This window comes from Streptomyces sp. NPDC059080, assembly GCF_042739975.1.
GTDB classification, from domain to species: domain Bacteria; phylum Actinomycetota; class Actinomycetes; order Streptomycetales; family Streptomycetaceae; genus Streptomyces; species Streptomyces benahoarensis.
The window spans coordinates 1-12,150 of record NZ_JBHYGX010000022.1 but is presented as its reverse complement, the minus strand read 5'-3'; the positions used below and the strand labels follow the sequence as shown (position 1 = coordinate 12,150).

9 protein-coding genes and 1 pseudogene are annotated in these 12,150 nt (G+C 72.0%); 7 read left to right on the top strand and 3 right to left on the bottom strand.

Annotation, left to right across the window (positions count from 1 at the left end):
* Window positions 1–98 precede the first annotated feature (98 nt).
* Both ACFWWQ_RS18610 and ACFWWQ_RS18605 read right to left on the bottom strand, forming a co-directional pair.
* Entirely contained in the window at window positions 99–1,241 is a 1,143-nt protein-coding gene (locus ACFWWQ_RS18610) for an adenosine deaminase (RefSeq protein ID WP_384597424.1), read from the bottom strand.
* Between the two features lie 268 nt (window positions 1,242–1,509).
* Window positions 1,510–2,115, bottom strand: a complete 606-nt coding sequence (locus tag ACFWWQ_RS18605; RefSeq protein WP_384597422.1) for an NADAR family protein — start codon at window positions 2,113–2,115, stop codon at window positions 1,510–1,512.
* A 200-nt stretch (window positions 2,116–2,315) separates the two neighbouring features.
* Here ACFWWQ_RS18605 and ACFWWQ_RS18600 point away from each other — a divergent pair, with 200 nt between their 5' ends.
* From ACFWWQ_RS18600 to ACFWWQ_RS18570, 7 genes and pseudogenes are all read left to right on the top strand, one after another.
* Window positions 2,316–3,833, top strand: coding sequence for a gamma-aminobutyraldehyde dehydrogenase (locus tag ACFWWQ_RS18600; RefSeq protein ID WP_384597420.1), 1,518 nt, complete (start codon window positions 2,316–2,318; stop codon window positions 3,831–3,833).
* 617 nt (window positions 3,834–4,450) lie between these two features.
* Entirely contained in the window at window positions 4,451–5,701 is a 1,251-nt protein-coding gene (locus tag ACFWWQ_RS18595) for an extracellular solute-binding protein (RefSeq protein ID WP_384597418.1), read from the top strand.
* A gap of 184 nt (window positions 5,702–5,885) precedes the next feature.
* On the top strand, window positions 5,886–7,046 hold the full coding sequence (locus tag ACFWWQ_RS18590; protein WP_384597416.1) for an ABC transporter ATP-binding protein: 1,161 nt from the start codon (window positions 5,886–5,888) through the stop codon (window positions 7,044–7,046).
* Window positions 7,043–7,975 (top strand): ABC transporter permease, encoded by a 933-nt coding sequence (locus ACFWWQ_RS18585; RefSeq protein WP_384597414.1) that lies wholly within the window; start codon window positions 7,043–7,045, stop codon window positions 7,973–7,975. Before ACFWWQ_RS18590 ends, ACFWWQ_RS18585 begins: the two co-directional genes overlap by 4 nt.
* Complete coding sequence (locus ACFWWQ_RS18580; RefSeq protein ID WP_384597412.1) at window positions 7,975–8,814, top strand: ABC transporter permease; 840 nt, start codon at window positions 7,975–7,977, stop codon at window positions 8,812–8,814. The genes ACFWWQ_RS18585 and ACFWWQ_RS18580 overlap by 1 nt, the downstream gene beginning before the upstream one ends.
* 5 nt (window positions 8,815–8,819) lie before the next feature.
* Entirely contained in the window at window positions 8,820–10,244 is a 1,425-nt protein-coding gene (locus ACFWWQ_RS18575) for an NAD(P)/FAD-dependent oxidoreductase (protein ID WP_384597410.1), read from the top strand.
* A gap of 36 nt (window positions 10,245–10,280) precedes the next feature.
* Window positions 10,281–10,520: pseudogene (locus ACFWWQ_RS18570) on the top strand (hypothetical protein); the annotation flags it as partial.
* Between the two features lie 293 nt (window positions 10,521–10,813).
* Here ACFWWQ_RS18570 and ACFWWQ_RS18565 read toward each other — a convergent pair.
* Window positions 10,814–11,614, bottom strand: coding sequence for a phosphatase PAP2 family protein (locus ACFWWQ_RS18565; RefSeq protein ID WP_384597408.1), 801 nt, complete (start codon window positions 11,612–11,614; stop codon window positions 10,814–10,816).
* Window positions 11,615–12,150: the final 536 nt, after the last annotated feature.

The following is a 12,150-nucleotide window of genomic DNA, read 5'->3' as shown; positions in this document are numbered from 1 at the left end:
GCCCCCCGGGGGGGGGGCCCCGGGGGGGGGGGGGGCCGGCGGCGCGGCGGCGGGGGGGGGGCGCCCCCCCCCCCGCGCCCCCCCCCCCCCACCCCGCGTCATGCGCGCTGCGCCGCCGCGTAGGCGTCGATCTCGGCGGCCAGGCGGGCCTTGGCCGGGGCGTCCATGAAGGATGCCGTCACCGCGTTCTTCGCCAGCGCCGCGACGCCGTCCGTGTCCAGGCCCAACAGTCGTGCGGCCACGCCGTATTCGGTGTTGAGGTCGGTGCCGAACATGGGCGGGTCGTCGCTGTTGACCGTGAGCAGCAGGCCCGCGTCGGCCATCTCCTTGATCGGGTGCTCGTCCAGTGTGCGCACCGCGCGGGTCGCGATGTTGGAGGTGGGGCAGACCTCCAACGGGATGGCGTGCTCGGCGAGATGGGCCAGCAGCTTCGGGTCCTGCACGGCGCTGGTGCCGTGCCCGACGCGTTCGGCGCGCAGCTCGTGCAGCGCGTCCCAGATGGTCTGCGGCCCCGTGGTCTCCCCGGCGTGCGGGACGGAGTGCAGCCCCGCCGCGATGGCGCGGTCGAAGTACGGTGTGAACTGACCCCGCGGTACGCCGACTTCGGGCCCGCCGAGCCCGAACGACACCAGCCCCTCGGGCTGCAGCTCGCAGGCGATCCGCGTCGTCTCCTCGGCCGCCGCCAGGCCCGCCTCGCCGGGAATGTCGAAGCACCAGCGCAGCACCACGCCCAGCTCCGCCTCCGCGGCCTTGCGGGCGTCCTCGATCGCCTCGACGAACGCGGCGTCCGGGATCCCGCGGCTGGTCGAGCTGAACGGGGTGACGGTCAGTTCCGCGTACCGGATGTTCTGCCGTGCCATGTCGCGCGCGACCTCGTACGTCAGCAGCCGGACGTCTGCCGCGTCACGGATGAGGTCCACGACGGAGAGGTAGACCTGGATGAAGTGCGCGAAGTCGCGGAAGGTGAAGAAATCGGCCAGCGCCTCGGGGTCGGTGGGGACCGCGGAATCCGGATGCCGGGCAGCGAGTTCCGCGACGATCCGGGGGGACGCCGATCCGACGTGGTGGACATGCAGCTCCGCCTTGGGCAGGCCCGCGATGAAGGCATCGAGATCGGACAACGTTCCTCCTGGACAGTGGCGCAGCGGTGTGCGGAGACGCTCGTCATCGTATGCGGCACCAAGGCGCCGTCCGAGGGCCGGTCTTGCAAGGGCAGGACCTCTGGAAAGGGGGAGTGCCACGGCCGAAAGGCGTGAGGAACCCGAGCCGACGCGTCCATGGGTCCCGCCGCGACCACCACGTCCGCTCCGTCCCCGGCATGGGGCCCGTTTCCGGGGCCGTGCCCGGCGGCTTCCCATCCCGGAGCGCACCAGGGCACGCCGCTGCGTCGCTCCTTCGCCTGTGCCGCTTCCGCTCCGCCTGTCCCGTCGGGTGGGTGTGCGCCGCCGTCGACGGTGTCGCTGTCGCTGTCAAGGACGTGTGACACCGCTCGGTACGAGGAGCTGTGCGTTACGCCGCCCCCGTCTCGTCAAGCCTCCGGCGGGCCTCCATGAGGGCGAAGCCGAGGAGGTTGGGGCCCCGCCAACGAGCCGGGTCCTCCGCCCGCTCGTCGTCGGCGGCCAGGCCGATGCCCCATATGCGGTCCAGCGGGCTGGCCTCCACCAGGACGCGGTGGCGGGTGGCCCGCAGGAAGGCCCCCAGGGCGGGGTCGCTGCCGAATTTGTGCACGCTGCCCTCGGCGACCAGCTCGAAACGGTGCTCCTGCCACCGCGCGTCGTCGAAGCCGCTCACGGTGCGCCCCGCGGCCTTCGCCTCCCGTGGGTGGCACGCCTCGACGGCCCGCCGCTCCGCCTCGGTATCGCCGAACAGCCGAGCCTTGCCCGCCATCATCCAGTGCTCCGCGGTCGCGTACGTGACGCCGTCGACGGTGAACGGTGCGGGCCACCACTGACTGAGGCAGCTCGGCCCGAGGGTGCCGTCCCGGCGCGGGGCGTGGCCCCAGAAGTGGACGTACCGGAAACGCCGCCCCGCGGCCGCCGCCTCGCGCAGCGCGGGCAGTGAGAGGGGCAGTTCGGTGGTGTCGGCTCGTGCGGTCCCCGCCGCGTCGTGCATCATGCCGGGATTCTGTCAGCGGGCACCGACAACGTGTCGGGCGCCGACCCCACGGAATTCGCAGAATTCGTCGCGTAACCAAAAGGAAACTACGGAATCCCTTGTTGGCCACCAGGTGCTCTGTCAGGATCGGCCATCATTTCCGCAATGAGCTACGCCGGGTCACGCCGTGGAACGGCTCTGGACCGGCTCAGGAGAGCACCATGGATCAGCGATTCGATGCGTCCGAGCGGTTTGCCGAGGGTGCGCAATTCATCGACGGACGGCTCCGGGGCGGCACATCGGGCCGCACCCAGGCCGTGGTGGACCCCGCGACAGGTGAGCAGATCCACACCTATGCGCTGGCCGGTACCGGCGACGTGGACGCCGCGGTCGACGCCGCGCGGCGTGCCTTCCCCGCGTGGAGCGGCGCCACCCCGGGAGAGCGCTCCGACACGCTGCACCGTTTTGCCGCAGCGCTCGCCGAGGACTCCGCCGACCTCGCCTTCGCCGAGTCGCTGAACTGTGGAAAGCCCCTCAAGCTCAGCGAGGAGTTCGACGTACCGGGCTCCGTCGACAACGCGGCGTTCTTCGCCGGGGCCGCCCGCCACCTGGAGGGCAAGGCCGCTGCGGAGTACAGCGCGGACCACACCTCCGCCGTGCGGCGTGAGGCCGTCGGCGTCGTCGGCTCCATCGCTCCCTGGAACTACCCGCTCCAGATGGCGGCGTGGAAGGTGCTGCCCGCGCTCGCCGCCGGGAACACCATCGTGCTCAAGCCCGCCGAGATCACCCCGCTGACGTCCCTGATGTTCGCGCAGGCCGCCACCCGCGCGGGGCTGCCGGACGGGGCCCTGAACATCGTCTCCGGTGCAGGGCGGGACGCCGGTGAACACCTCGTCGGCCACCCCGATGTCGCGATGACGTCCTTCACCGGCTCGACCGCCGTCGGCAAGCGCGTCGCCGAGGTCGCCACGGCCACCGTCAAACGCCTCCACCTCGAACTGGGCGGCAAGGCCCCGTTCGTGGTCTTCGACGACGCGGACCTGGAGGCGGCCGTGCACGGGGCGGTGGCGGGTGCGCTGATCAACTCGGGCCAGGACTGCACCGCGGCGACCCGGGCGTACGTCCAACGGCCCCTGTACGACGCGTTCGTGGCCGGAGTCGCCGACCTCATGGCGACCGTGCGGCTCGGCGACCCCTTCGACCGCTCCACCGACCTCGGCCCGCTGATCTCGCATGCCCAGCGGGACCGCGTCGCCGGTTTCGTCGACCGGGCTCGTGCCTACGCCACCGTCGTCACCGGTGGCGAGGCGCCCCAAGGCGCCCTGGCGAACGGTGCGTACTACCGGCCCACCCTGATCACCGACGCACCCCAGGACAGCGAGATCGTGCAGTCGGAGATCTTCGGCCCGGTGCTGGTGGTGCTGCCCTTCGACAGCGACGACGAGGGCATCGCCCTCGCCAACGACACCCCGTACGGCCTCGCCGCCTCCGCATGGAGCCGGGACGTCTACCGCACCGGGCGTGCCACCCGCGAGATCAAGGCCGGTTGTGTCTGGGTCAATGACCACATCCCGATCATCAGCGAGATGCCGCACGGTGGCGCCAAGGCGTCCGGCTACGGCAAGGACATGTCCGCCTACTCCTTCGACGAGTACACCCAGGTCAAGCACGTCATGTACGACATCACCGGGACGGCGAGGAAGGACTGGCACCGGACCGTCTTCGGGGACCGGACGTAACCCGCCGGGGCGGGCACGGGGCGGGCGCCGTGGGACGTGCAGCGCGGGGCGTCTTGCGTGGTGCGAGCCGCATGGGGCGGTGCGCCATGCGGCCGTCCGTCGGGCTGGCCCAGGAGGCTTGTCTATATCTCGTCCTGGGGCCGGACCGAGGCGCGCTGTGCGGGTGGCTCCGGCACCGTGGCCCGGCGCCCCGTGCGCGGCCCCGCTGTACCGGCGTGGCCGTGGCACCGGTGGGGATCCGGCGCTTCATGCGCGTGGAACCCGTACCGCCCCGTGCGCGCCGAGTCGCTCTCGGCCCCGCCGCCCATGCAGGCCGCCCCGTGCCCCGTGCATGGGGCGGCACGGGCCGCGACACGCAGCCTCCGGCCCCCCGCTGCACGGCCCCGTGCCCACCGCGTAACCGCCCCGCGGGCCCCCGTCCGGCACCGACCGCACCGCCCCGGCGCACACCTGCCACCGGGCGCCGAGCCCTCGCCCCCCCGCACAACAGCCCCACCCCCACAAAGAACCCCTCCGCGTGACGCCCCGGCTCCACGCCCATCCACACGGCCGCCAACGCCGCGCGGCAACGTCAGCACCGGCACCATGCCGGTCCACCCGGAAAGGGCCATCCGCGCATGGAGCACCACGAGCAACAGCCCGCCCCGCTCTCCCCGCCCGAGGTTGCCGCGGTGCGCCGCAGCATGCGAGACGGCCGTCTCGCCCTGACCCGCCGCTCCATGCTGCGCGCGAGCGCACTCGCCGCCACCGCGCTCGGCGGCTCGTTCGCCCTGTCCGCGTGCGGCATCCCGCCCGCCGGCCGCACCGATGCGGCGCGGACCCCCGACCACTCGGCCAAGGAGAAACGTCTCGCCTTCTCCAACTGGACCGAGTACATGGATGTCAGCGACGACGGCAAGCACCGGCCCACCCTCGAGGCGTTCACCCGCCGCACCGGCATCACCGTCCGGTACACCGAGGACATCAACGACAACGACGAGTTCTTCGGCAAGATCCAGGCTCAGCTCGCGGCGGGCCAGGACACCGGCCGCGACCTGATCGTGCTCACCGACTGGCTGTGCGCCCGGATGATCTCCCTGGGCTGGGTCCAGCGGCTCGACCACGCCCACCTCCCGCACGCCACGGCCCACCTTGCCGAGCAGTTCCGCCGCCCCGCCTGGGACCCCGGTCGCGCCCACTCCTACCCCTGGCAGGGCATCCCCGCGCTCATCGCGTACAACAAGAAGGCCACCGGCGGCCGCACCGTCGACTCCGTCAGCCAACTGCTGGACGACCCGCGCCTCAAGGGACGTGTCGGCTTCCTCTCCGAGATGCGCGACACCATCGGGCTGACCCTCCTCGACATGGGCAAACGCCCCGAGGACGTCACCGCCGACGGGTACGACGCGGCCCTGGCCCGGATCCGTAAGGGCGTCGACGCGGGACAGATCCGCCGCTTCACCGGCAACGACTACACCAACGACCTCGACAAGGGCGACCTCGCCGCCTGCATCGCCTGGGCCGGTGACATCGTCCAGCTCCAACAGGACAACCCGGACATCGCCTACGCCGTCCCCAAGGCCGGCTACATGATCTCGTCTGACAACTTGATGGTCCCGAACGGGGCGCGCCACAAACGGAACGCGGAACGTCTCATCGACTACTACTACGAGCCCAAGGCCGCCGCCCGGCTCGCCGCGTACATCAACTACACCTGCCCCGTCGACGGCGTCCGCGACGAACTCGCGAAGATCGACAAGGGGCTGGCGGACAACCCGCTGATCCTTCCCGACCCGGACATGGCCGCACGGTCCCACGCCTTCCGCGCGCTCAACGCCGAGGAGGGCAAGGAGTACGCACGGAAGTTCTCCGACCTCACCGGCTCCTGAACGAGACGCCCTGCCACGCCCCATGCGCCACGCCCCATGCGCCGGGCCTCATGCGCCGGGCCTCATGCGCCGCGCCCCATGCGCTGCCCCGCCCCCGCCCCCGCCCCCGCCCACGGCCTCATGCCCCTGCCCCACGCCCCTGCCCCATGCGCCGCTTCGACCTCCGAGACACGGGACGACCGACATGACGAAGACCGCAAGCCCCCTGCGCGGCAGCGGCGGCGACGTCCGCCTGCGCCGGATCAGCAAGACGTACGGCTCCTTCACCGCCGTCCACCCGCTCGACCTCACCGTCCCCGCAGGCTCCTTCTTCGCGCTCCTCGGCGCGTCGGGCTGCGGCAAGACCACCACCCTGCGGATGATCGCCGGTCTGGAGGACCCCACCACCGGCACCGTCGAGCTCTCCGGCCAGGACGTCACCGCCCTGCCGCCCTACAAGCGCCACGTCAACACCGTCTTCCAGAACTACGCGCTCTTCCCCCACCTCGACATCTACGAGAACGTCGCGTTCGGACTGCGCCGCCGCGGCATCAAGTCCGTGAAGAAGCAGGTTGAGGAGATGCTCGACCTCGTCCAGCTTGGCCCGATGGCGCGCCGCAAACCGCAGCAGCTCTCCGGCGGCCAGCAACAGCGCGTCGCGGTCGCCCGTGCCCTGATCAACCACCCCCAAGTGCTGCTTCTCGACGAACCGCTCGGCGCCCTCGACCTCAAACTCCGCCGCCAGATGCAGCTCGAACTCAAACGCATCCAGACCGAGGTCGGCATCACGTTCGTGCACGTCACCCACGACCAGGAAGAGGCCATGACGATGGCCGACACCGTCGCCGTGATGAACGGCGGCCGCGTCGAACAACTCGGCGCCCCCGCCGACCTCTACGAGAACCCCGCCACCACCTTCGTCGCCAACTTCCTGGGCACCTCCAACCTCATCGAGGCCGAGGTCACCGGCGCCGACGGCGACGATCTGCTGCTGCGCGCCGCCGGCCGTGCGCTCCGCGTTCCGGCCCGCCGCTGCCCCGGCACCGCCCGCACGGGGCACAAACTGCTCGCCGGGGTCCGCCCCGAGAAAATGGCCCTGGCCCACCCCGACGACACCGTCCCCGAGGCCCATAACCGGCTGCCCGGCCGCATCAAGGACGCCGCGTTCATCGGCGTCTCCACGCAGTACCTCCTCGACGTCCCCGGCGTCGGCGAACTCGCCGTCTACGAGCAGAACATCGCCCGCGACGGCCGCCTCGTGCCCGGCGCCGACATCGTCGCGCACTGGAGCGGCGCGCACACCTTCGGTCTCGACGCCGCCCAGGACATCAGTGCCGGGGCCGACGCCGACGAGGAGGCCGCGTGAGCACCGTCACCGAGGCCCCCGCGCCCGCCCCCGAGGCCGCGCCGCCCGAGGTCCGCACGCCGCCGCTGCGCAAACGGCTCGTCCCGTACTGGCTGCTGCTGCCCGGTATCGCCTGGCTCGTCGTCTTCTTCGCCGCCCCGCTCGTCTACCAGGCGTCGACGTCCCTGCAGACCGGCTCCCTGGAGGACGGCTTCCGCGTCACCTGGCACGTCGCCACGTACGGGGACGCGCTCGTCCAGTACTGGCCGCAGTTCATCCGCTCCGTGCTCTACGCCGCCACCGCGACGGGGCTGTGCCTGCTGCTCGGCTACCCGCTCGCCTACCTCATCGCCTTCAAGGCCGGACGGTGGCGCAACCTGGTGATGATCCTCGTCATCGCCCCGTTCTTCACCAGTTTCCTCATCCGCACCCTCGCCTGGAAGACGATCCTCGCCGACGGCGGCCCCGTGGTGGGCGCCCTGAACGCGCTGCACGTCCTGGACGTCACCAGCTGGCTGGGCCTCACCGACGGCCACCGGGTCCTCGCCACCCCGCTCGCCGTGGTCTGCGGCCTCACCTACAACTTCCTGCCGTTCATGGTCCTGCCGCTCTACACCTCGCTGGAACGCATCGACCCACGGCTGCACGAGGCCGCCGGCGACCTCTACGCGCGCCCCGCCACCACCTTCCGCCGCGTGACGTTCCCGCTGTCCATGCCCGGCGTCGTCGCCGGCACCCTGCTGACCTTCATCCCCGCTACCGGCGACTACATCAACGCCGAACTCCTCGGCTCCACCGACCAGAAGATGATCGGCAACGTCATCCAGTCGCAGTTCCTGCGCGTCCTGGACTACCCCACCGCCGCCGCGCTCTCGTTCCTCCTCATGGCGGCGATCCTCGGCATGGTCACCTTCTACATCCGCAAGTCCGGGACGGAGGACCTGGTCTGATGACCGTCCACGAGACCACCGACGCCGCCCCACGCGCCCGCACCATGCGGCGCCCCGGCAGGCTCCGCCGCCACCTCGTCACGATCGCCGGACTGTGCACGCTGGCCTATCTGGTCCTGCCCAACGTCATCGTCCTGATCTTCTCGTTCAACAAGCCCAACGGCCGCTTCAACTACCAGTGGCAGCGCTTCTCGACCGACGCCTGGACCGACCCGTGCGGCGTCGCCGACCTCTGCGGCGCCTTGGGACTCAGTCTGCGGATAGCCGTCTGGGCCACGCTCGGCGCCACCGCCCTCGGCACCATGATCGCCTTCGCGCTGGCCCGCTACCGCTTCCGCGCCCGCTCCACCGTCAGCACCCTGATCTTCCTGCCGATGGCGATGCCCGAGGTCGTCATGGCCGCGTCGCTGGCCACCCTCTTCCTCAACATGGGCATCGAGTTCGGCTTCTGGACGATCCTCATCGCCCACATCATGTTCTGCCTGAGCTTCGTCGTCACCGCGGTCAAAGCCCGCGTGATGAGCATGGACCCGCGCCTCGAACAGGCCGCCCAGGACCTCTACGCCACCCCCGTACAGACCTTCCTGCGGGTGACGCTACCGATCGCCGCCCCCGGCATCGCCGCGGGCGCGCTGCTCTCCTTCGCGCTCTCCTTCGACGACTTCATCATCACCAACTTCAACGCCGGCTCCACCGTGACCTTCCCCATGTTCGTCTGGGGGTCGGCGCAGCGGGGCACGCCCGTTCAGATCAATGTCATCGGTACGGCGATGTTCCTCATCGCCGTCGTATGCGTCGTCGTCGGCCAACTGGCCGGCACCCGCAGAAAGAGGAGCTGAGAACCATGGCACGAGCTGCCATGAACGCCCCGTCCCCCGTTCACGCCCTCGCGGACGCCACCCCCGCCCCGTTCTGGCTCGACGACCCCGACCGCCCCGCCGCGCTGCCCGCCCTCACCGGCGACACCCACTGCGATCTGCTCGTCGTCGGCGGCGGCTACTCCGGACTGTGGACCGCGCTGCTCGCCAAGGAACGCGCCCCGCACCGCGACATCCTGCTGATCGAGGGCGCCGAAACCGGCTGGGCCGCCTCCGGACGCAACGGCGGCTTCTGCGCCGCCTCCCTCACCCACGGTCTCGGCAACGGCCTCGCCCGCTGGCCCGGCGAACTCGCCCGCCTCGAAGAACTCGGCCTGCGCAACCTCGACGCCATCGAGGACACCGTCACCCGCCACGCCATCGACTGCGCCTTCGAACGCACCGGTGAGATCGACATCGCCACCCGGCCCCACCAGATCGCCGAACTCCAGGAGTCGGCCGAGGACGCCGCCCGCCTCGGCCACGGCGACCGGTACACCTTCCTCGACCGGGACGCCCTGCGCGCCGAGGTCGACTCACCGACCTTCCACGCCGGTCTGTGGGACCGCGACGGCGTCGCCATGCTGAACCCGGCGCGCCTCGCGTGGGGCCTGAAACGCGCCTGCCGCGACCTCGGCGTCCGCTTCCACGAACACACCCGCGCCACGGCCCTCGCCCCGTACCGCGGCGGCATGGCCGTCCGTACCCCCTATGGCCGCGTCTTCGCGCGTCAGGTCGCGCTCGGCACCAATGCGTTCCCGTCCCTGGTGCGACGTGTCCGCCCGTACATTGCCCCGGTCTACGACCACGTGCTGATGACCGAACCGCTCACCGAGGAGCAGCGCGCCGCCATCGGCTGGCGCGGCCGCCAGGGTCTCTCCGACAGCAATAACCACTTCCACTACTTCCGCCTCACCGCCGACCACCGCATCCTGTGGGGCGGCTACGACATCGTCTACCGCTACGGTGGCGGCGTACGCGCCGAGTACGACCACCATCCCGCCACCTACGCCAAGCTCGCCCGGCACTTCTTCCAGTGCTTCCCCCAGCTGGAAGGGCTCCGCTTCAGCCACGCATGGGGCGGCGCCATCGACACCTGCTCCCGCTTCTCCGCCTTCTTCGGCACCGCGCACAAGGGACGCGTCGCGTACGCCGCGGGCTACACCGGCCTCGGCGTGGGCGCCACCCGCTTCGGCGCCGAGGTGATGCTCGACCTCCTCTCCGGCGAGCGCACCAAACGCACCGAGCTGGAGATGGTCCGCAGCAAGCCCCTGCCGTTCCCGCCCGAACCGCTGCGCTGGGCCGGAGTCGGGATTACCCAGTGGTCGATGACCCGCGCCGACGCCCGCGAGGGCCGCCGCAACCTGTGGCTGAAGGCGATGGACAAGGCGGGGCTGGGGTTCGACAGCTGAGGGGGGCGGAGGCGGGGCATGGGGCGCGTTGCGTGGGCCGATTTCGGAGGCTCCCGCATGGGCTTCTTCGTCCCGCCGGGCACCGCCACGCGCTGGCTGGGCACCGGCATACGGGGCGCGGGCAAGGGCACCCGGATCGTCGTCCCGTACCCGGGCCGGGCGACCGGAGGCGTCCACTGGATCGTTCCTCCAGATGGCCGGGGCACGCTCAACGACCCCGGTCTCCTCGAACTCGCCCCGCACGAAGCGGCAGCAGTACTCGCCCGCGGCGCCTGACGGGAACGGCCGCCGTACGGGGCACGACGCGCACCGCACCATGCAGCCCGCCACACCTGCGGTGCGGGCCGCTCCCCACGGTTACGCGCTCCTCCGTGGTGTGCAGGGCCGTACGGCGCGCCGCGTGCGCATGGGGCGTGGCGCAGGGTGCGGTCGGCACCTGGGGCATGGGGCCCGGGGCACCGCGCTATGGGTCATGCGGCGGGGTGTGGGGTGTGGGGCATGGGGCCCGATGTGCGGCGCATGGGGCCGCGGCGCCTCACACCGGGGCAGCGCATGAGGCGCGATGTCGGTCAGAGCCGCCCCGTGGACCCGGCCTCGTACCAGCGGGCGCAGACCGCGGACCAGAGCGTCAGCAACACCCCGGACAGACACCAGCTCGCCACCACGTCCATCGGCCAGTGGTAGCCCTGCCGTACCAGCCCCACGCCGACACCCACGTTCACCAGGACGACGGATACGGCGAGGACCGCCGCACCACGCCCGCGCACGGTGCGGCCGGACCGCCGTCGGCCGTGCAGGAGCAACAACGCCGCGAGGCCGTACGCGACCGCGGCGGTGGCGGCGTGACCGGAGGGATAGAACCCGTCAGGGTACGACCCTGCCATGCGCGGCGGTCCCGGCCGCCCGATCCAGACCTTCGCGGGAACGACCACCGCCGGTACGAGGACCATCGTGCAGAGCGCGGCGAGCGACGGCAGCCACCGCCGTACCCGTACGGGGCCGGGCCGCCCAGAGGGGCACCGTACGGAGCCGTCATGCCCTGCGCGTCCCGCCTCCGGGCCATCCACCGGTGTCTCCCCGCCCCGCGGCGCCCGGCACGGGCTCTTCACCGTGACCCGCGCCCCATGCGGGCCGGTGCCCCCGCCCGGTTCGGTGCCCCGTGCGTGCCGCGAGGCTCGTCCGGTGCTCCAGAGTGTCCCTATGACCGCCGCCAGAAGTACCGGTAGCGCGACGGTGGTGTTGCCGAGATCGGCGAAGAACTGCGCGACCGGTGCCGGGACGGCGCTGCCGCTGAGCGCGAGGCCGCACCGTTCGTCCAGTGTCCGCAGCGCACCGTGCGCGGCCACCTGCCAGGTGAGCAGCGCGAACACCAGCAGGCAGAACAGGGCCTGGGCGGTGTACCGGTACCGAGGGCGCCCGGAGGCGGGGCCGCCGTGTCCGGGCAGAGAAAACGGCCGCCCCGGAACAGGGGGGATGATTCCGGGGCGGCCGCGCGGATCGGGGTACCGCACGCCCCGGGGGGTCTGGGGCGTGCGGCCGTCCGATCGGTGAGGATTCCCGGAGCCGGAGGCCCCGGAGTCGTGCGCGAGGGCACGGCCTGGTCGGAGCCGGTGAAGCGCCGACCGGGCGTCGCTCGCAGTCCCCTGCGAGCGGGGTGTATCTCTCATCTGCAGAAACCGTACGGCACCCGGAACGCGCCCGACAGGCGGATCACCCGGCCGCCATTGCCCCCGCACATCTTCTTCACGCTGCCACCCCTCTCACCTGCACGGGACGCCCCCTGCACGGGCCCCGTCCCCGCGCATGGGGCCCAGGCACGGGGCCCGCGCACACCCCGGCCCGGGGGGGGGGGGCGGGGGCCCCCCCGGGGGGGGGGGCGGGGGGGGGTGGGGGGGGGGGCGGGGGC

Bases quoted from the DNA above. Each gene is read 5' to 3' on its own strand.
- ACFWWQ_RS18605 (WP_384597422.1), bottom strand. From the start codon at position 2,115: ATGATGCACGACGCGGCGGGGACCGCACGAGCCGACACCACCGAACTG.
- ACFWWQ_RS18590 (WP_384597416.1), top strand. From the start codon at position 5,886: ATGACGAAGACCGCAAGCCCCCTGCGCGGCAGCGGCGGCGACGTCCGC.
- ACFWWQ_RS18580 (WP_384597412.1), top strand. From the start codon at position 7,975: ATGACCGTCCACGAGACCACCGACGCCGCCCCACGCGCCCGCACCATG.
- ACFWWQ_RS18575 (WP_384597410.1), top strand. From the start codon at position 8,820: ATGGCACGAGCTGCCATGAACGCCCCGTCCCCCGTTCACGCCCTCGCG.
- ACFWWQ_RS18595 (WP_384597418.1), top strand. From the start codon at position 4,451: ATGGAGCACCACGAGCAACAGCCCGCCCCGCTCTCCCCGCCCGAGGTT.
- ACFWWQ_RS18600 (WP_384597420.1), top strand. From the start codon at position 2,316: ATGGATCAGCGATTCGATGCGTCCGAGCGGTTTGCCGAGGGTGCGCAA.